Here is a 17192-nt window from a genome sequence, read left to right as displayed (position 1 = left end):
ACATCCTGCCCGACACCTTGAGTAGCCGGGCTCATGCCGAGCCGTGCCCTTTCATGGAAGGCTGGCCCGGTGCTGCCGGACATTTGGGGGGTTTCGACCCACGCGCTCTTCGTGGGCCTCGGTGTGCTCGCCGCGGTGGTCGTCTTCGTGCTCGAGGCCCGGCGGCGCGGCCACACCGACGACCGGCTGCTGATCGTGGTGACCGGTGCCCTGGTCGGCGGTGCCTTGCTGATGCGGCTGGGCACCTGGTTGCAGCACGTCGACCTGCGCGAGAACGCTTCGCTGGTCGAGCAGTGGGCCTACGGCAACCGCAGCATCCTGGGCGGCCTGGTCGGCGCCTGGCTGGGGGTGCACGTCGCCAAGCGGCTGTGCGGCTACCAGCTGCGCACCGGCGACCTGTTCGCCCCGGCGGTCGCGCTGGGCCTGGCCGTGGGACGGGTCGGCTGCCTGCTCACCGAGCTGCCGGGGACGCCGACCGGCTCCGGGTGGGGGATCACCCTGGGTGCGGCCGACGGAGCCCGCCTGGGTGCGGAACCCGGCGTGCCCCTGCACCCGTCCTTCGTCTACGAGATCGTCTTCCATCTCGCGGCGTTCGCGGTGATCTGGTTCTGGCTCCGGCGGCGTGACCTGCCGCCGGGGGAGAGCTTCGTGTGGTTCGTGGCGGCGTACGGTGTCTTCCGCTTCCTGGTGGAGTTCACCCGGGGCAACGAGGTCGTCTGGCAGGGGCTCACCCGGCCGCAGCTGTTCCTGGCCGTCACCGTTCCGTTCGTCCTGCTCCGCATCGCGCTCCACGTGCGTGCCGGAGCCCCCAGTCGTGACCGACCCGAGGAGCCTGTTTCCCAGTGAGCACCCGCACCGGACCAGGGATGCCCCTGCGCGGAGATCGCATCCACCGCTACGTGAACGCGTTCTGCCCGCTGTGCCACGAGGAGGAGCCTCTGCGGCCCCTGACCGAGGTGCAGCGGCTCTCGGGGTGGCTGGTCGAGCGCGAGGACCGGATCTGGCTGGAGCGCGGCTGCTCCACCCACGGCCTGGTCCGGACGATGTACGACGAGTCCCCGGAGATCCTCAGCTACCTCGAGCAGTGGACCGCTCCCACCAAGGTGCACACCCCCGATCTCGCCGGCAACTTCGCCCCCGTGCCTGCGGCCTACGCCGACGGGCTGCCCGAGATGCAGACCCAGCACACCTGCATCCTGCTCCAGGACCTGCTCGACCACTGCAACCTCAAGTGCCCCACGTGCTTCGCGGCCTCCGCCCCCGCGCTGGCCTCGGTTGTCCCGCTCGAGCAGGTGCTCGCCTCGATCGACGCGCGGATCGCGCGGGAGAACGGCCGCATCGACGTGCTCATGCTCAGCGGGGGAGAGCCCACGCTCTACCCGCAGCTGACCGAGCTGCTGGACGCGGTCGCGGAACGCCCCGTGGTGCGCGTGCTGGTGAACAGCAACGGGCTGGCGATCGCCCAGGACGACGAGCTGCTGGCGACGCTTCGCCGTCACCGGGAGCGGGTGGAGATCTACCTGCAGTACGACGGGGAGTCCGCCGAGGCGTCCACCCACCACCGCGGCGCGGACATCCGCAGGTTCAAGGAGCGGGCGATCGAGCGGCTCTCCGGGGCCGGCGTCTTCACCACGCTGACGATGACCGCCACCCTGGGGGTCAACGACGACGAGATCGGGTTCGTGATCAAGCGCGCGCTGGACACGCCGTACGTCGGCGGCGTCACCATCCAGCCGGTGTTCGGGTCCGGGCGCAGCGCCGGCCTGGACCCGATGGACCGGCTCACCCACACCGGGGTGCTCACCCGGTTCGAGGAGCAGACGGCCGGCCAGGTGACCTGGCGCGACATGACCGCCCTGCCGTGCTCGCACCCGCACTGCTGCTCGGTGGGCTACCTGCTGCGCGACGACTCCGGCACCTGGAAGTCCCTGGTAGAGCTGATCGGCGCCGACCGGCTCAAGCAGTGGCTGGACCTCGAGCCCGACGTGCTCGCCAACCGGATCGCCGACGACGCGATCCCCGCTCAGCTGCGCGCGGTCGTCAAGGGGTCGCTGCTCGACCTGCTCTCTGAGCAGAGCTCGCTCTCGCATCCCTCGATGGCGACCATCTGGAGCGACATCTGCAGCAACTGCGACCTCGGCATCGGCACGCTCGCGACGCTGGCGGCCTCCAGGCTGCCGGGACAGCAGGAGCGGCTGCGCCGGATGCTGGGTGAACGCGTGCTGCGGGTCACGGTGAAGCCGTTCATGGACATGAACACGATGATCGAGGAGCGGCTCACCCAGTGCTGCGTCCACGTCGCCACCGTCAACGGCACCAGCGGCGACCACCAGTGCGCACCGTTCTGCGCGGTGCAGGCCTGGGCGCCGCTGTCCCGGAGCCGGATCTCCACCGCCGTCGGGGTGCCGCTCGCGGCCGCCCGCGAACAGGCCGGTCTCCCGGTGCTGCCCACGCCGAAGGTCCGCCGGTGAGCGACCCCCGCCAGGTGCGCCCACCCCACCTCGACACGCCCCCGGCCGACGCCGCGGAACCCCCGTTCGACCCGCTGAAGCTCTGCGTCTTCGCGACGGTGGCGCTGCTGGGCTGGCTGCTCGGGCCCTGGGCGCTGCTCGGGTTCTCGCTGCTCGCCGTGGCGGGATATGCCAAGGCGCGACGCGAGGGCCTGCTGCGGTCGCGATGCAAGTTGGGGGACACCCGGCTGGTGCTGCTCTATCTTGCTGCCCTGGCGCTCGCCGCTGCCGGTGGCATCGTCTCGTCGCTCCGCTGAGCCCACTTCCCGAGAGGAACCCGATGTCGCAGCAGCAGCCGCCCCCTCCCTACGGGGGACCGCCCGGACAGTACGGCGGCCCTCCGGGCCCCTACGGAGGCCCTCCCGGACCGTACGGAGGCCCTCCCGGTCCGTACGGCGGCCCTCCCGGCCCCTACGGCGGCCCTCCCGGGGAGCCGCCCGGGGGCCCGGCCGGCGGGCACTCGAACACGTGGAGGTTCTGGATCGGGGTGCTGCTGGCCATCCCCGCCTGGATCGTGGTCGCCCTGGTCTCGGGGGGCCTGTCCCAGCTCGCCTACGCACTGGGGGGCGACTACGGTGCCGGTTCGCTGATCAACGCCGTGCTCGGGTTGGCGCTGTTCGGCGGGTTCATCACAATGGTCGTGGTGGAACGGACCCGGTGGTTCGCGCTGGGGCTCCTGGCCGGGACGGCGATCCTGCTCATCCTCGCCGCCGGCGCGTGCGTGGTGCTCTTCGCGGCCCTGGTGAACAGCTACAACTGAGCCTGGTGCCCGGGCCGGGCGGAGCATCCGGGGGAGTCGTGGCGCCACGATTGGTGGCCGGGGCCCCGCGGATGGGAGGATGGGGCGGTTGTGACTGAACCGATCAAGACCCTTCCCCTCGTCTTCGAGGAGCCCAAGGGGCGCGGCAAGCCTCCGCGTCACCTCGCCGACCTGACCCCGGCCGAGCGCAAGGCGCGGCTCGAGGAGCTCGGTCTGCCCGGGTTCCGGGCACGCCAGCTCTCCACGCACTACTTCTCGCGCCTGGTCGACGACCCGGAGCTGATGACCGACCTGCCCGCCGGCCAGCGCGCCGAGCTGGTGGAGGGGCTGCTGCCGCACCTGATGACGGCGCTGAAGACGCAGGAGGCCGACAAGGGCACCACTCGCAAGACGCTGTGGAAGCTCTTCGACGGCGCGCTCGTGGAGTCGGTGCTGATGCGCTACCCGGGCCGCACCACGATCTGCGTCTCCAGCCAGGCCGGCTGTGGGATGGCCTGCCCGTTCTGCGCCACCGGCCAGGGTGGCCTGCAGCGCAACATGTCCACCGCCGAGATCGTCGAGCAGGTGGTGGCCGGCGCCCGGTCGCTGGCCCGCGGCGAGGTGGCCGGAGGACCCGGCCGGATCTCCAACGTGGTCTTCATGGGCATGGGCGAGCCGATGGCCAACTACAAGGCGGTCATCGGCGCCGTACGACGGCTCACCGACCCGGCTCCGGACGGTCTCGGGATGTCGGCCCGCGGCATCACCGTGAGCACCGTCGGACTGGTCCCGAGGATCAACCAGCTCGCCACCGAGGGCATCCCGGTGACCCTCGCGCTGAGCCTGCACGCCCCCGACGACGAGCTGCGCGACGAGCTGGTCCCGATCAACACCCGCTGGAAGGTGGGGGAGACCGTCGAGGCCGCCTGGAACTACGCCAAGGTGACCAAGCGCCGGGTCTCGATCGAGTACGCCATGATGCGCGACATCAACGACCAGGCCTGGCGCGCCGACCTGCTCGGCGACGTGCTGAACTCCTACGGCGACTGGGGCTGGGTGCACGTGAACCTGATCCCGCTGAACCCCACTCCCGGTTCGAAGTGGACCGCGAGCGACCCCGCCGACGAGCGCGAGTTCGTGCGCCGCCTCGAGGCCAAGGGCATCTCCACCACGGTCCGCGACACCCGTGGCCGCGAGATCGACGGGGCCTGCGGCCAGCTGGCAGCCGAGGGCTGAGTCCGGCCGGGCCGTGGCCTGGTGGACACCGGGTGGGGTTGACGGGAGGATGCTCCCGACCAAACCGCCCTGATGAGGAGTCCCAGATGGCCGAAGAGCCGCAGCCGGCCCAGCTCAAGAAGCTCAATCGGCTCGAGGACCTGAGCGACAAGGACCTCAAGACGGTGATCAAGAAGGGTCGCCACCTGCGCCTGCCGGCCGACTGGTCGCTGATCTGGGAGAAGACCCCCGGCGACAAGGCCTACCTGATCGTGGACGGCGAGGTCGCGGTCCGCAAGGGCAAGGAGGAGGTGGCGCGCCTCGGTCCCGGCGACGTCATCGGCGAGATGGCCATCGTGGGACACAAGCTGCGTTCCGCGAGCGTGGTCAGCCTGACCCCGGTGGAGGTCATCCACTTCACCAAGGAGTCGCTCACCGAGCTGCTCGACGAGGTGCCCGCCTTCGGCGAGGCCCTGCGCGGGACCACCAGCGACCGGCTGGGCGAGTCCAAGGCCTGAGCCGGTGCCGGAGCGTCGAGATCGTCGCGAGCTGGTCGACCGTCTCGAGGTCTTCCTGCTGGGCGAGGAGCCCTCGCTGACCGGTCAGCAGCTCGCCGACGAGCTGGGGATCTCCTTCGAGGAGGCCCGCCTGCGCTGGCGCTCGCTGGGGTTCAGCGCGGTCGGCGCCGATGTCCCGGCGTTCACCTCGGCCGACCTCGAGGCCCTGCGGCTGACCGAGCAGCTGCTCTCGGTCGGGATGATCGGCCCCGAGGACGAGGCCGCGCTGGTGCGTACCCTTGGCCGCAGCTTCGCCCGCCTCGCGGAGTGGCAGATGGGGCTGCTGGCGAAGGTCGTCGACCCCGACGCGATGAGCCTCGACGAGCTCCGCGAGGTGATGGACGAGGTCACCCCGGCCGTGGAGTCCCTGCAGAACTACGTCTGGCGCCGGCACGTCCTCGCGGCGGCGGCGAGGCTGCTCCTGGCCGCCCCCCAGGACGAGGACGAGGAGGCCGTCGGGGACGACTCCGGAACCACGATGGGCGTGGGGTTCGCCGACATCGTCGGCTACACCCGCCAGAGCCGCTCCCTGACCCGCACCGAGATCGGCCAGCTGGTCGACCACTTCGAGGAGCGCTCCCTGGAGATCATCACCGCCCACGGTGGCCGGATCATCAAGAGCATCGGTGACGAGCTGCTCTTCGTCGCCGACCGGCCCGAGGCGATCGCCGCCATCGGGCTCGAGCTGGCCGAGGAGTCCGGCCGCGACGACCGCTTCCCCGAGGTCCGGGTGGGCCTGGCCTGGGGACCCGCCCTGGCGCGCCTCGGTGACGTGCTCGGCCCGGTGGTGAACGTGGCCTCACGGCTGACCTCGACGGTCCGCCCCAGCCGGGTGCTGGTCGACCGTGGCCTGGCTGACCAGCTGCAGGACAGCGAGGAGTTCCAGCTGCGCCGGGTACGGCGCGCCTCGGTCAAGGGCTACCGCCGGCTGGAGCCCTGGGCGCTGCGCCGCAAGGACCCAGCGGGCTGATCTGGCGTGACAGGGGCTGATCTAGCCTGCAGCCATGACCCCGAACGTCAGCTTCGCCCTGCTCGACGCCGCCGTGATCGCCGGGCGCTTCGACGACCCGGTGATGGGCACGATGACCCACGCCCGCCTGCTCGAGGAGGTGGCGGCGCTGGGCGGGGTGCTCGCCGCACTCGGGGTGGAGCCAGGATCCTCGGTGGTCATCGACCTCGACTCCGACGAGGACGCGGTGGTCGCCGCACTCGCCGCGGCCCGGGTCGGCGGTGTGGTGCGGACCACCGACGCCCCCGACGCCGCGGTCGTGCTCGCCTCCGCCGGCTCCGAGGTCCCCGACAGTGGGCGGCCGCGGGTGGTGCGCGGCGAGGACGTCCAGGACCCGGACCTGGAGTGGGACACGATGATCCGCGCCGGGCGCACCGACCCCGCGGCGTGCCGCGTGCTGAGCCCGGAGGCGGCGTACTCCCCGGAGCGGAGCGTCGCCGAGCAGATCGAGGTGCTGGCCGCCTCGGCCGCGCCGTACGACGCGGCCGAGCTGCGGCTGCTGCTGCAGGTCTGAGCCGATCGCCGCGGACCTGCTGAGAGACTGACGCGGTGAGTGAGCGCCGCGACATCGTCATCCTCGGGTCGACCGGGTCCATCGGCACCCAGGCGCTCGACGTCGTCCGGGCCAACCCCGACAGGTTCCGGGTGGTCGGGCTGACCGCGGGAGGCTCCCAGGAGCAGCTCTTCGAGCAGCAGGTGGCCGAGTTCGCCCCGGCGTACTCCGGGCTGGGGGAGGACGCCTCCACCGAGGCCGCCGGCCTGGCCTGCGACGTGGTGCTCAACGGCATCACCGGCGCCGTGGGCCTGCGCCCCACGGTGGCGGCGCTGGAGGCGGGCAACACGCTGGCGCTGGCCAACAAGGAGTCGCTGATCATCGGCGGTCCCGTGGTCACGGCGATGGCCGCACCGGGTCAGATCGTGCCCGTGGACAGCGAGCACAGCGCGCTCGCGCAGTGCCTGCGCGGCGGCCGCGCCGAGGAGGTACGCCGCCTGGTGCTCACCGCGAGCGGGGGGCCGTTCCGCGGGCGCACCCGCGAGGAGCTGGCAGAGGTGACGCCCGAGGAGGCGTTGAACCACCCCACCTGGGACATGGGCCCGGTGGTCACGATCAACTCCGCCACCCTGGTCAACAAGGGCCTCGAGGTGATCGAGGCGCACCTGCTCTTCGACATCCCCTTCGACCGCATCGAGGTCGTGGTGCACCCGACCAGCGTGGTGCACTCGATGGTCGAGTTCACCGACGGCTCCACGTTGGCCCAGGCGAGCCCGCCCACGATGCTGATCCCGATCGCCCTCGGCCTGGCGTGGCCCGACCGCGTCCCGGAGACCGCCCCGCCCGTCGACTGGTCACGCCCCCAGACGTGGGAGTTCTTCCCCCTCGACGACGAGGCGTTCCCCGCCGTACGCCTCGCGCGCGCAGCGGGGGAGCGGGGCGGCACCGCCCCGGCGGTCTACAACGCGGCCAACGAGGTGTGCGTGGATGCCTTCCGCACCGGCCGGCTCGCCTTCGTCGACATCGTCGACACGGTGGGCCGGGTTCTGGAGCGGCACGCCGCCATCACCCACGACGTAGGATCTGCGCGAGAACTCACCGTCGATGACGTGCTGGCCGCTGATGCCTGGGCACGCGCGGAGACCCTCCAAGCACTGAAGGACCCCACCCGATGAGCACCCCGACATGACCGTGCTGATGTATGTGCTCGGCGTACTCGTCTTCGCCGTGGGTGTCGCGGTCTCGATCGGCCTGCACGAGATGGGTCACCTGATCCCGGGCAAGCTGTTCAACGTCAAGGTCACCCAGTTCTTCGTCGGCTTCGGCCGCACCCTGTGGTCCACGCGCCGGGGCGAGACCGAGTACGGCGTGAAGGCGATCCCGCTCGGTGGCTACTGCAAGCTGATCGGGATGGTCCCGCCTGCTCCCGACGAGGATCCCTCGATGGTGCGCGACCGCAACACCGGGATGTTCGCCCAGCTGGTCAGTGACGTCCGGACCGCCGAGTACGAGCTCGTCGATCCCCACGACCACGACCGGCTGTTCTACAACAAGCCCTGGTGGCAGCGGGTGATCATCATGGGCTCCGGGGTGGCGATCAACCTCGTCATCGCGTTCCTGCTCTTCGGCGTGGTGTTCATGGGCTACGGCATCCCCACGCCCACGACCAAGATCAGCGGCGTCTCCCAGTGCGTGATCGCGGTCACCGAGGCGAACGCCGACCAGCCGCAGCGCACGTGCACGGCCCAGGACCCGGTCGCGCCTGCCAAGGCGGCGGGGTTCGAGCCGGGCGACCGGATCGTGTCCTTCAACGGGCACCGGATCGACTCGTGGGAGCAGATCCAGCGCGAGATCCGCGCCAACGGCGACAAGACCGCCAGCGTGGTGGTCGAGCGCGACGGCGCCGAGCGGACCCTCCACCCCACCACCGTCGTGTCCACCCGGCCGAACCCCGACGACCCGGAGAAGATCACCAAGGCGGGCTTCCTCGGCGTGGTGCCCGAGCAGGTCAGGGAGCGGCAGGGACCCGGCTACGTCGTCACCACGATGGTCGACGGCACCTGGGCCACGCTCAAGGCGATCGGCACGCTGCCGGTGAAGCTCTACCACGTCGCGCGCGCCTCGGTGGGCCTCGAGGAGCGCGACCCCGAGGGCCCGATGAGCGTGGTCGGCGCCGGCCGGGTCGCCGGGGAGATGGCCTCCATGGACGAGAACTCGGTCCCGAGCCGGTTCTTCTCCCTGCTGCTGCTCCTGGCCGGGCTGAACCTGTTCCTCGGACTGATCAACCTGGTGCCGCTGCCGCCGTTCGACGGTGGCGGGATCGCGACCACGCTCTACGAGGCGATCCGCCGCGGGTTCGCCAAGCTGCTGAACCGGCCCGACCCAGGTCCGGTCGACAGTGCGAAACTGCTACCAGTGACCTATGTGATGGCGGGGCTCATCCTGGTGATGAGCGTCGTGCTGATCTTCGCCGACATCGTGGCGCCGGTCTCGCTCACGTAGTCCGACCCAGAAGGAAGAAGACGCAATTGACTTCGGTATCGCTCGGCATGCCCGAGGCTCCGCCTCCGGTGCTGGCCCCACGCCGCAAGACCCGCCAGATCCAGGTGGGCAAGGTCGGTGTCGGCAGCGAGCACCCGGTCTCGGTGCAGTCGATGACCACCACGCTGACCTCCGACGTGAACGCGACGCTGCAGCAGATCGCGGAGCTGACGGCATCGGGCTGTGACATCGTCCGCGTCGCCTGCCCCTCGGCCGACGACGCCGAGGCGCTGCCCGCGATCGCGCAGAAGTCGCAGATCCCGGTGATCGCCGACATCCACTTCCAGCCCAAGTACGTGTTCGCCGCGATCGAGGCCGGTTGTGCCGCCGTACGGGTGAACCCGGGCAACATCAAGAAGTTCGACGACCAGATCAAGGAGATCGCCGCGGCCGCCAAGGACCACGGCACCTCCATCCGGATCGGGGTCAACGCCGGTTCGCTGGACAAGCGGGTGATGGAGAAGTACGGCAAGGCCACCCCCGAGGCGCTCGTCGAGTCGGCCGTCTGGGAGGCCTCGCTGTTCGAGGAGCACGACTTCCACGACTTCAAGATCTCGGTCAAGCACAACGACCCCGTCGTGATGGTGCGCGCCTACGAGCTCCTCGCCGAGGCCGGCGACTGGCCGCTGCACCTCGGGGTCACCGAGGCCGGTCCTGCCTTCCAGGGCACGATCAAGTCCGCCACCGCGTTCGGCGCCCTGCTCAGCCGGGGCATCGGCGACACGATCCGCGTCTCGCTGTCCGCGCCCCCGGTCGAGGAGGTGAAGGTCGGCATCCAGATCCTGCAGTCGCTGAACCTGCGCCCGCGCAAGCTCGAGATCGTCTCCTGCCCCTCCTGCGGCCGCGCCCAGGTCGACGTCTACACGCTGGCCGAGCAGGTGACCGCCGGGCTCGAGGGACTCGAGGTCCCGCTGCGGGTCGCGGTGATGGGCTGCGTGGTCAACGGGCCCGGTGAGGCCCGCGAGGCCGACCTCGGGGTCGCGTCCGGCAACGGGAAGGGCCAGATCTTCGTCAAGGGCGAGGTGATCAAGACCGTTCCGGAGTCGATGATCGTGGAGACCCTGATCGAGGAGGCGATGCGGATCGCCGAGGGCATGGAGGCCGAGGAGGGCGCGACCGCCCAGGTCAGCATCTCCTGACCGGCTCCCGGCAGGCTCAGTCCGCGGCTGCTGCGGCGAGCGCCGCGGCCTGGATCGTGGTCAACGCGGTGGTGCACGCCAGGTAGGCCTCGCTCTGCGAGGACAGGAACGCCAGGTCCTTGACCGCCTTGGCCACGGCGGCCGGATCATCGAGATCGATCGCGCCGGCCTGCCGCCAGCCCGGCGCCTGCTGCCCGCTCGCCAGCGGTGCCTGCTCGGTGAGCACCTTCAGGGCCGCTGCGACCGCTGCGGGCCTCGGGGCGGTGTTCCGGGGCGCCTTGGCGGGCTTCTTCCCCTTGGCCGGGCTCGGGGACGGGGGAGTCGGCCGCGGCGCTGCGGCGTACTCCTGCGCACCGCTCCTGACCTGGTCGAGCCGGGCCTCCATGTCGAAGGGTGCGACCCGGTCACCGAACGCGGCCAGCGCGTCGATTGCCTCCTCCTGCTCCTCGAGCGTCTCGCCGCAGTCCTTGCTTCCCGCGGCCCCGGAGTAGTGCGCGACGGTGGCGCTGACGCTGTTCCACCGGGAGGCGAGGTCCGAGGGGGTGCTCGTTGCGTCCGGCTCCTGGACCTTCGGCTCCAGGTCCGACCACTTCTCGCGACAGTCCAGGGCCGCCCGGCTGGGCGGCTCCGGCTCGTCCGACCCGGTGTCGCTGCCGCACGCGGCCAGGCCGAGCAGGAGCGTGACCAGGACCCCGGCAGCCAGGGACGGGCGGCGTACGCCGAGGTGAACCGGGCGGATCCGGACGCTGGCGCTCAGGCAGCTCTGGGGCATGCAGGCACCGTAGACCCACAGCGGGCCGCGCGGCGGTGAACGAGGGGGACTTGTGTCGTAGGCTCCCCGCGTGGTCCGGACCAGCGAGAGCGTTCGAGTGCTGGGACCCGGTGATGTCGCCGAGGCCCTGGCGCTGATCGCGCTGGACCCGGTCACCAACGTGTTCGTCGACTACCGCACCCGGATCACCCAGCTCGACACCCGCTGGCTCGGCGGTGAGATGTGGGGGTACGCCGAGGACGGCCGGCTGGTCTCGCTGTGCCACGTCGGCGCCAACCTCGTGCCGGTGAACGCCTCCGCGGTCGCGTGTGCCGCGTTCGCGGAACGGGCGGCGCGCACCGTCCAGCGGAGCTCGACGATCGTGGGCCCCCAGGACGCGGTGGCGATGCTGTGGGAAGGCCTGCGGGAGCACTGGCCCGCCCCCCGGGACCTGCGCTGGGACCAGCCCCACCTGGTGACCAGCACGCCTCCGCTGCTGAGGCCCGACCCGCTGGTGCGTCGTACGACGAGGGCCGAGGCCGAGATCCTCTATCCCGCCTGTGTGGCGATGTACACCGAGGAGGTCGGCGTCTCCCCGGAGGTCGACGGTGGCCGGGACCTCTACCGGGCCCGGGTCAACCAGCTGATCGGTCGCGGGTGGTCGTTCTCGCGGATCGAGGACGGCAAGGTGCTGTTCAAGGCCGAGGTGGCCTGCGCGACCCCGAGCGCCTGTCAGATCCAGGGCGTGTACGTCGACCCGGCGGCCCGCGGACAGGGCCTCGGTGCTGCCGGGATGGCGGCCGTCGTGGAGACCTGCCTGCGCGAGATCGCGCCCACGGTCTCGCTCTACGTCAACGCGCACAACACCCCGGCGCGGGCGGCGTACAAGCGGGTCGGCTTCTCACAGGCCGGCGCCTTCGCCACCTTGATGTTCTGAGCGCGGCTAGCCTTCGGCGATGACCTCCTCCCTCCCCGTGGACGCCCGCGTCGTCGTCGGCGCCTTCCTCGTCTCCGGCACCGTGCACCTGGTCCGTCCCCGGACCTTCGCCCCCGCGATGCCCAAGGCGCTCCCGGCCCACCGCGAGCTGATCCTGGCCAGTGGGGTGGCCGAGCTGGTCTGTGCCGCCGGGATGCTGTACCCGCGCACCCGCCGCCTGGCCGGGGTCGCCAGCACCGCCCTGCTGGTGGGGGTCTTCCCTGCCAACCTGAAGATGGCCGGCGATGCCCTGCGCTCGAACAACCGGACCGCCCAGGCCCTGACCCTGGCAAGGCTCCCGCTCCAGCTCCCGATGATCCGGGCAGCCTGGCGCGCGGGCAGGGACTAGGTCCACCCACGTCAGAGCCGGATAGTCCGAGACGTTCCCGTCGTGAATTCGCCCGAATGGGAACGGGAACGTCTCGGACTATCCGGATCGCTCGCTGCCCTAGGCCACCTGCACCACCAGGTCGGCGCGCTCCCGGGTAGGGGCGACGACCTCGGCGTTGGCCTGGTCCGAGACCGTCGCCCAGTGCCGGGCGGACCCGGGGTCCTTTCCATGGGCGACGTGGCGTGAGACCAGCCGGTCCACGCGCAGCGACTCGTCCACCTCCACGAACCACACCTCGTCGAGCAGCGGCCGCACCTGCGCCCATGCGCCGTCGCTGTGCAGCAGGTAGTTGCCCTCGGTGACCACCAGCCGGTGCTCGGGCAGGACCGCGATGGCCCCGGCCACGGACTCCTCGCGGGTGCGGTCGAACCGGGGGACGTAGACCGGGTGCGTGGTCTCCGCGTGCAGCCGTCGCAGGGTGGCGAGGTAGCCGTGCACGTCGAAGGTGTCCGGCGCCCCCTTGCGCTCGCTCCGCCCGAGACGGGCGAGCTCGTCGTCGTGCAGGTGGAAGCCGTCCATCGGCACGATCACGGCCTGCTCGTCGTGGCGCTGCGCCAGCAGGTCCACCAGTGCCTCGGCGAGCGTCGACTTCCCGGCGCCCGGGGGACCGGTCAGGCCCAGCAGCGCTCTCCCGCGCCCCGATCGGCTGTCGGCCAGGGCGCGGGCCCGCTCGGCCAGGGCGTCGAGGTCCATGGGCGTGAGCGTAGGCGTGGTCCGGTCCGTGGGGGAGTGCTGGCACAACCGGGTCGGAGGACCGTGCCCGGCGCGGATAGCCTGTCCCGGTGATCCTTCGTATGTCCAAGCTGTTCGTCCGCACCCTCCGCGAGGACCCGGTGGACGCCGAGGTCCCGAGCCACCGGCTGCTCGTCCGCGCCGGCTACATCCGGCGGGCGGCACCCGGCATCTACTCCTGGCTGCCGCTGGGCCTGCGGGTCTTCAAGAAGGTCGAGCAGATCGTCCGCGACGAGATGGACGCCATCGGCGCCCAGGAGCTGCAGTTCCCCGCGCTGCTTCCCCGGGAGCCCTACGAGGCGACCGGCCGCTGGACCGACTACGGCGACGGCATCTTCCGGCTCAAGGACCGCAAGGGCGGCGACTACCTCCTCGGGCCGACCCACGAGGAGATGTTCACCCTCGTGGTCAAGGACCTCTACAGCTCCTACAAGGACCTGCCGGTCTGGCTCTACCAGATCCAGACCAAGTACCGCGACGAGGCGCGTCCTCGCGCGGGCCTGATCCGCGGACGCGAGTTCGTGATGAAGGACTCCTACTCCTTCGACACCACCGACGAGGGCCTCGACGCGTCGTACGCCGCCCACCGTGCGGCGTACGTGAAGACCTTCGACCGTCTCGGGTTCGACTACGTGATCGTCAAGGCCACCAGCGGTGCCATGGGCGGCTCCAAGTCCGAGGAGTTCCTGGCGAGCAGCCCCGTCGGCGAGGACACCTACGTGCGGTGCACCAGCTGCGACTACGCCGCGAACGTCGAGGCGGTCCAGGTGCGGCCCCCCGCTCCGGTGGCGTACGACGACGCGCCCGCCGCGCACGTGGAGAAGACGCCGGACACCCCGACGATCGCGACCCTGGTCGCCCACCTCAACGAGCACCAGCCCCGCGAGGACCGGCCCTGGCACGCGGGCGACACCCTCAAGAACGTGCTGGTCGTGCTCAAGCACGCCGACGGCACCCGTGAGCCGCTGGCCATCGGGCTGCCCGGTGACCGCGACGTCGACCAGAAGCGGCTCGAGGGGATGATGGAGCCCACCGAGATCGAGGCGATGGACGAGGTCGAGTTCGCCAAGCACCCCTCGCTGGTCAAGGGCTACATCGGCCCCGCCGCGCTGGGCGAGTCCTCGAGCAGCGGCATCCGCTACCTCGTCGACCCCCGGATCGTCGAGGGCACCCGCTGGGTCACCGGCGCCGACGTGCCCGGCAGCCACGTGCTCGACCTGGTCGTGGGCCGCGACTTCACCCCCGACGGCACCATCGAGGCCGCCGAGGTCCGTGACGGCGACCCGTGCCCCAACTGCGAGTCCGGTGAGCTCGCGACCGCCCGCGGCATCGAGATGGGCCACATCTTCCAGCTCGGCCGCAAGTACGCCGAGGCGCTGGACCTGAAGGTGCTCGACGAGAACGGCAAGCTCGTCACGGTGACGATGGGCTCCTACGGCATCGGCGTCTCGCGCGCGGTCCCGGTGATCGCGGAGGACAACCACGACGAGCTGGGCCTGATCTGGCCCCGCGAGGTGGCCCCGGCGGACGTCCACATCGTCGCCACCGGCAAGGACCCGGCGATCTTCGAGGCCGCGGCCCAGCTCGCCGAGGACCTGTCCTCGCGCGGCCTCGAGGTCCTCTACGACGACCGGCCCAAGGTCAGCCCCGGGGTGAAGTTCAAGGACGCCGAGCTGATCGGCGTACCCACGATCGTCACCGTCGGGCGCGGACTCGCGGACGGCAACATCGAGGTCAAGGACCGGCGCTCGGGGGAGCGCGAGGAGGTCGCGGTCGGCGACGCGGTCGACCACCTGGTCGCGGTGGTGCGCTCCTAGCGTGGGCCGCTCGCGTCACCCACGCGGCGCGAGGTAGCGCTCCACGATCCGGCGCAGCTCGGCCACCTCCGCGTCCGCGTCGAACCCGGCGTCGCCGGACATCAGGTAGAGCGTGTCCACCAGGCCGAGCAGCCACCGGCCCGCGCGCTCGGGGTCGATCCCCGGGTCGGCTTGCCCATCTGCGGCCGCGCGTGCTACCAGACGCGCGAACGCGGCGCGCACCCGTGCGTCGCCCGCATCGAGCATCTCCGAGAACTCCTCGTCGTTGACGGCGAGCTGCAGCATCGCCCCCACCAGGCCGGGAGCGTAGGGGTCACCCGCGTCGCGGCACAGGTGGGCGAGCAGGCGCCACGTCTCGTCGATCGCGTGGTCCTCGTCGAGGGTCGCGATGAACTCGTTGTTGACGGTCGCGTCCTCGGCGAAGATCGCCAGCATGATCGACCGCTTGTCGCCGAAGTAGTGGAACAGCGTGCCCGACCCGATCCCGGCTGCGCGGCAGATCTGTGCGGTCGTGGCGCCGGTGTAGCCGCGCTCGGCGAAGACGACCGCGGCGGCGTCCTGGATCGCTGCTCGTCGGGCCGCATGGCGGGCGGGGTCAACGGTTCTCATCAGTGTCCTCCCCCTCGGCGGCTCGTCGTTCCCCGGTGACCCGCTTGCGTCGCCGGGTCTCCTGCACGGCGATCGAGACCGCGAACAGGAAGCCGATCACGTACTTCCACCAGCCGAGGTCCACGTTGGGGATCCACCCCAGCAGCCAGTCGATCAGGGGCGGCACCCACTGGAACAGGGGTGCGAGGTAGCGGCCCGGGTCGAGGTACTCCAACCACTTCGGAGCGTTGATGTCCACATCGGGCAACCAGCCGAGGTCGATGACGGGGATCAGGGCCCGGAGCAGCGCGCTCACGCCCAGGATCGCGAGGAGCGTGCCGCCGACGTTGATGACCACGTGCCGGGCGGCGTAGAGGTTCGGGTGTGCCTCACCCCACGCGTGCAGCCTCGCGGCCCGGGTGCCGGGTGGGGGAGCGAAGGGGACGCTGCGGCGGCGTACGTCGCCGTGTCCCGGCTCCACGCGGGCGCAGCCGGCGACGCGCCCGACCCACCACCAGGTCACCCGGGAAGGGTGTCCGGACTCCTGGCCGAGGTCCACGTGGCCGATCTCTTCGGCGTCCCCGGCGTCCACCTCGACGCCGTCCACGAGGAGGCGCGCCCGGTTGGGTCGCTTCTCCCCGCGCGCGACCGAGGTCTCGATCACCAGGTCGGTGCCCCGGTCACGCAGCGTGTAGGTGCTCGTCTTCACCCAGTCAATAATAGAGCAAGCACTCTATTATTGACCAGAGGGCGCGTCGTAGCCGGCTGCCCCTAGGGTCTGGCCATGCAACAGACAGTCACCCACCCTGCGGCGCGCAACGATCGGCTGCGGGCGGCGCTCGAGCCCGGTCAGCCCGAGGGCGCCGTGCCCGAGGCGCTGGCTGCGGACGGTCCGCTGCTGCTGGCCGTCGCCGGACAGAACGGCGACCGGACCGATGCTCCCCAGGAAGCGCGGCTGCGGGTCGCCGAGGCGCCGGGTGGTGGCAGGGCGCTGCGTGCGCAGGACCTCCCGTGATGAGCGGGCGCCCGATGAGGAGGAGTGGCGTGGACGCGGTGATCTTCGACTGGGGCGGCACGCTGACCCAGTGGCACGACATCGACTTCCATGCCGAGGCGCTGGCCCTGGCGCACGCCGTGGTCGCGACCGAGGGCGGTCCCGAGCTGCACGTCGAGGCCCTGCACCGCGCCAACCAGGTGATCTGGGGCCGCAGCCGCGACCACCAGCAGAGCTCCACCCTGGCCGATCTGTTCGCCGAGGCGGGTCTCGCCCACGACCCCGAGCTGCTCGGCCACTACCGCGAGTTCTGGGAGCCGCACACCACCACGGACGCCCAGGTCGAGCCGTTGTTCACCACGCTTCGCGAGCGGGGGATCCGGGTCGGGGTGCTCTCCAACACGATCTGGCCACGCGACTGGCACGAGGACTGGTTCCGCCGCGACGGGGTGCTGGACCTGATCGACGGCGCCGTCTACACCAGCGAGGTGCCGTGGACGAAGCCGTCGCCGGAGGCGTTCGCGGCGGCGATGGACGCCGTCGGGGCCACCGAGCCCGGTCGCTGCGTCTACGTCGGTGACCGGCTCTACGACGACATCTGGGGTGCTCGCAACGCCGGGCTGAGGGCGATCCACATCCCGCACAGCGTGATCCCCGTCGAGCAGGTCGGCCACTCCGTAGGGGTCCCCAACGCGGTCGCCCACGAGCTCGTCGAGATCCCCGGGCTGCTCGGGCTCTGA

The 17192-nt window shown here is 71.2% G+C and carries 20 protein-coding genes; 16 read left to right on the top strand and 4 right to left on the bottom strand.

Features of this window, described 5'->3' with window-relative positions; all coding sequences use genetic code 11:
• Window positions 1-69: 69 nt before the first annotated feature.
• The 11 genes from AC4BGC_RS12005 (at window position 70) to ispG (ending at window position 10203) form a co-directional block, all read left to right on the top strand.
• Window positions 70-846 carry a prolipoprotein diacylglyceryl transferase gene (locus AC4BGC_RS12005; RefSeq protein ID WP_490555961.1) on the top strand — a complete coding sequence of 259 codons (777 nt, stop codon included), beginning with the start codon at window positions 70-72 and terminating at the stop codon, window positions 844-846.
• Window positions 843-2471, top strand: coding sequence for a radical SAM protein (locus AC4BGC_RS12000; protein ID WP_490555960.1), 1629 nt, complete (start codon window positions 843-845; stop codon window positions 2469-2471). The genes AC4BGC_RS12005 and AC4BGC_RS12000 overlap by 4 nt, the downstream gene beginning before the upstream one ends.
• Entirely contained in the window at window positions 2468-2767 is a 300-nt protein-coding gene (locus tag AC4BGC_RS11995) for a hypothetical protein (protein ID WP_490555959.1), read from the top strand. The genes AC4BGC_RS12000 and AC4BGC_RS11995 overlap by 4 nt, the downstream gene beginning before the upstream one ends.
• A 230-nt stretch (window positions 2768-2997) precedes the next feature.
• Entirely contained in the window at window positions 2998-3270 is a 273-nt protein-coding gene (locus tag AC4BGC_RS11990; protein ID WP_490555958.1) for a hypothetical protein, read from the top strand.
• 90 nt (window positions 3271-3360) lie between these two features.
• Complete coding sequence (gene rlmN, locus AC4BGC_RS11985) at window positions 3361-4485, top strand: dual-specificity RNA methyltransferase RlmN (protein ID WP_490555957.1); 1125 nt, start codon at window positions 3361-3363, stop codon at window positions 4483-4485.
• Between the two features lie 86 nt (window positions 4486-4571).
• Window positions 4572-4982, top strand: a complete 411-nt coding sequence (locus AC4BGC_RS11980) for a Crp/Fnr family transcriptional regulator (protein WP_490548231.1) — start codon at window positions 4572-4574, stop codon at window positions 4980-4982.
• A gap of 4 nt (window positions 4983-4986) precedes the next feature.
• Entirely contained in the window at window positions 4987-5991 is a 1005-nt protein-coding gene (locus tag AC4BGC_RS11975; RefSeq protein WP_490555956.1) for an adenylate/guanylate cyclase domain-containing protein, read from the top strand.
• Window positions 5992-6025: 34 nt separating this feature from the next.
• Complete coding sequence (locus AC4BGC_RS11970; protein ID WP_490555954.1) at window positions 6026-6544, top strand: AMP-binding protein; 519 nt, start codon at window positions 6026-6028, stop codon at window positions 6542-6544.
• A gap of 35 nt (window positions 6545-6579) precedes the next feature.
• Window positions 6580-7698, top strand: a complete 1119-nt coding sequence (locus AC4BGC_RS11965; protein WP_490555952.1) for a 1-deoxy-D-xylulose-5-phosphate reductoisomerase — start codon at window positions 6580-6582, stop codon at window positions 7696-7698.
• Window positions 7699-7708: 10 nt separating this feature from the next.
• Window positions 7709-9025 (top strand): M50 family metallopeptidase, encoded by a 1317-nt coding sequence (locus AC4BGC_RS11960; RefSeq protein ID WP_490555950.1) that lies wholly within the window; start codon window positions 7709-7711, stop codon window positions 9023-9025.
• Window positions 9026-9072: 47 nt separating this feature from the next.
• Window positions 9073-10203 (top strand): flavodoxin-dependent (E)-4-hydroxy-3-methylbut-2-enyl-diphosphate synthase, encoded by a 1131-nt coding sequence (ispG, locus tag AC4BGC_RS11955; RefSeq protein WP_490557180.1) that lies wholly within the window; start codon window positions 9073-9075, stop codon window positions 10201-10203.
• Between the two features lie 16 nt (window positions 10204-10219).
• Here the strand turns inward: ispG and AC4BGC_RS11950 are convergent, their stop codons facing one another.
• Entirely contained in the window at window positions 10220-10975 is a 756-nt protein-coding gene (locus AC4BGC_RS11950; protein WP_490555949.1) for a hypothetical protein, read from the bottom strand.
• Between the two features lie 70 nt (window positions 10976-11045).
• Here AC4BGC_RS11950 and AC4BGC_RS11945 point away from each other — a divergent pair, with 70 nt between their 5' ends.
• Both AC4BGC_RS11945 and AC4BGC_RS11940 read left to right on the top strand, forming a co-directional pair.
• Entirely contained in the window at window positions 11046-11891 is an 846-nt protein-coding gene (locus tag AC4BGC_RS11945; RefSeq protein ID WP_490555947.1) for a GNAT family N-acetyltransferase, read from the top strand.
• A gap of 19 nt (window positions 11892-11910) precedes the next feature.
• A complete protein-coding gene (locus AC4BGC_RS11940; RefSeq protein ID WP_490555945.1) occupies window positions 11911-12279 on the top strand; it encodes a DoxX family protein in 369 nt (122 codons plus the stop codon).
• Between the two features lie 99 nt (window positions 12280-12378).
• Here the strand turns inward: AC4BGC_RS11940 and AC4BGC_RS11935 are convergent, their stop codons facing one another.
• A complete protein-coding gene (locus AC4BGC_RS11935) occupies window positions 12379-13014 on the bottom strand; it encodes a nucleoside/nucleotide kinase family protein (RefSeq protein WP_490555944.1) in 636 nt (211 codons plus the stop codon).
• A gap of 89 nt (window positions 13015-13103) precedes the next feature.
• On the opposite strand from AC4BGC_RS11935, the gene AC4BGC_RS11930 reads away from it, so the two are divergent.
• A complete protein-coding gene (locus AC4BGC_RS11930) occupies window positions 13104-14870 on the top strand; it encodes a proline--tRNA ligase (protein ID WP_490555942.1) in 1767 nt (588 codons plus the stop codon).
• Window positions 14871-14885: 15 nt separating this feature from the next.
• Here AC4BGC_RS11930 and AC4BGC_RS11925 read toward each other — a convergent pair whose 3' ends face one another.
• Together AC4BGC_RS11925 and AC4BGC_RS11920 are read right to left on the bottom strand one after the other, a co-directional pair.
• Entirely contained in the window at window positions 14886-15479 is a 594-nt protein-coding gene (locus AC4BGC_RS11925) for a TetR/AcrR family transcriptional regulator (protein ID WP_490555940.1), read from the bottom strand.
• Window positions 15466-16167 (bottom strand): hypothetical protein, encoded by a 702-nt coding sequence (locus AC4BGC_RS11920; protein ID WP_490555938.1) that lies wholly within the window; start codon window positions 16165-16167, stop codon window positions 15466-15468. Before AC4BGC_RS11920 ends, AC4BGC_RS11925 begins: the two co-directional genes overlap by 14 nt.
• Window positions 16168-16242: 75 nt before the next feature.
• Between AC4BGC_RS11920 and AC4BGC_RS11915 the strand changes: the two genes are divergently transcribed.
• A complete protein-coding gene (locus AC4BGC_RS11915; RefSeq protein WP_490555937.1) occupies window positions 16243-16473 on the top strand; it encodes a hypothetical protein in 231 nt (76 codons plus the stop codon).
• A gap of 29 nt (window positions 16474-16502) precedes the next feature.
• Window positions 16503-17192 (top strand): HAD family hydrolase, encoded by a 690-nt coding sequence (locus AC4BGC_RS11910; RefSeq protein ID WP_490555935.1) that lies wholly within the window; start codon window positions 16503-16505, stop codon window positions 17190-17192.

This window comes from Nocardioides sp. Z38_18 (assembly GCF_058215695.1).
This window is presented reverse-complemented; position numbering and strand designations above follow the sequence as displayed.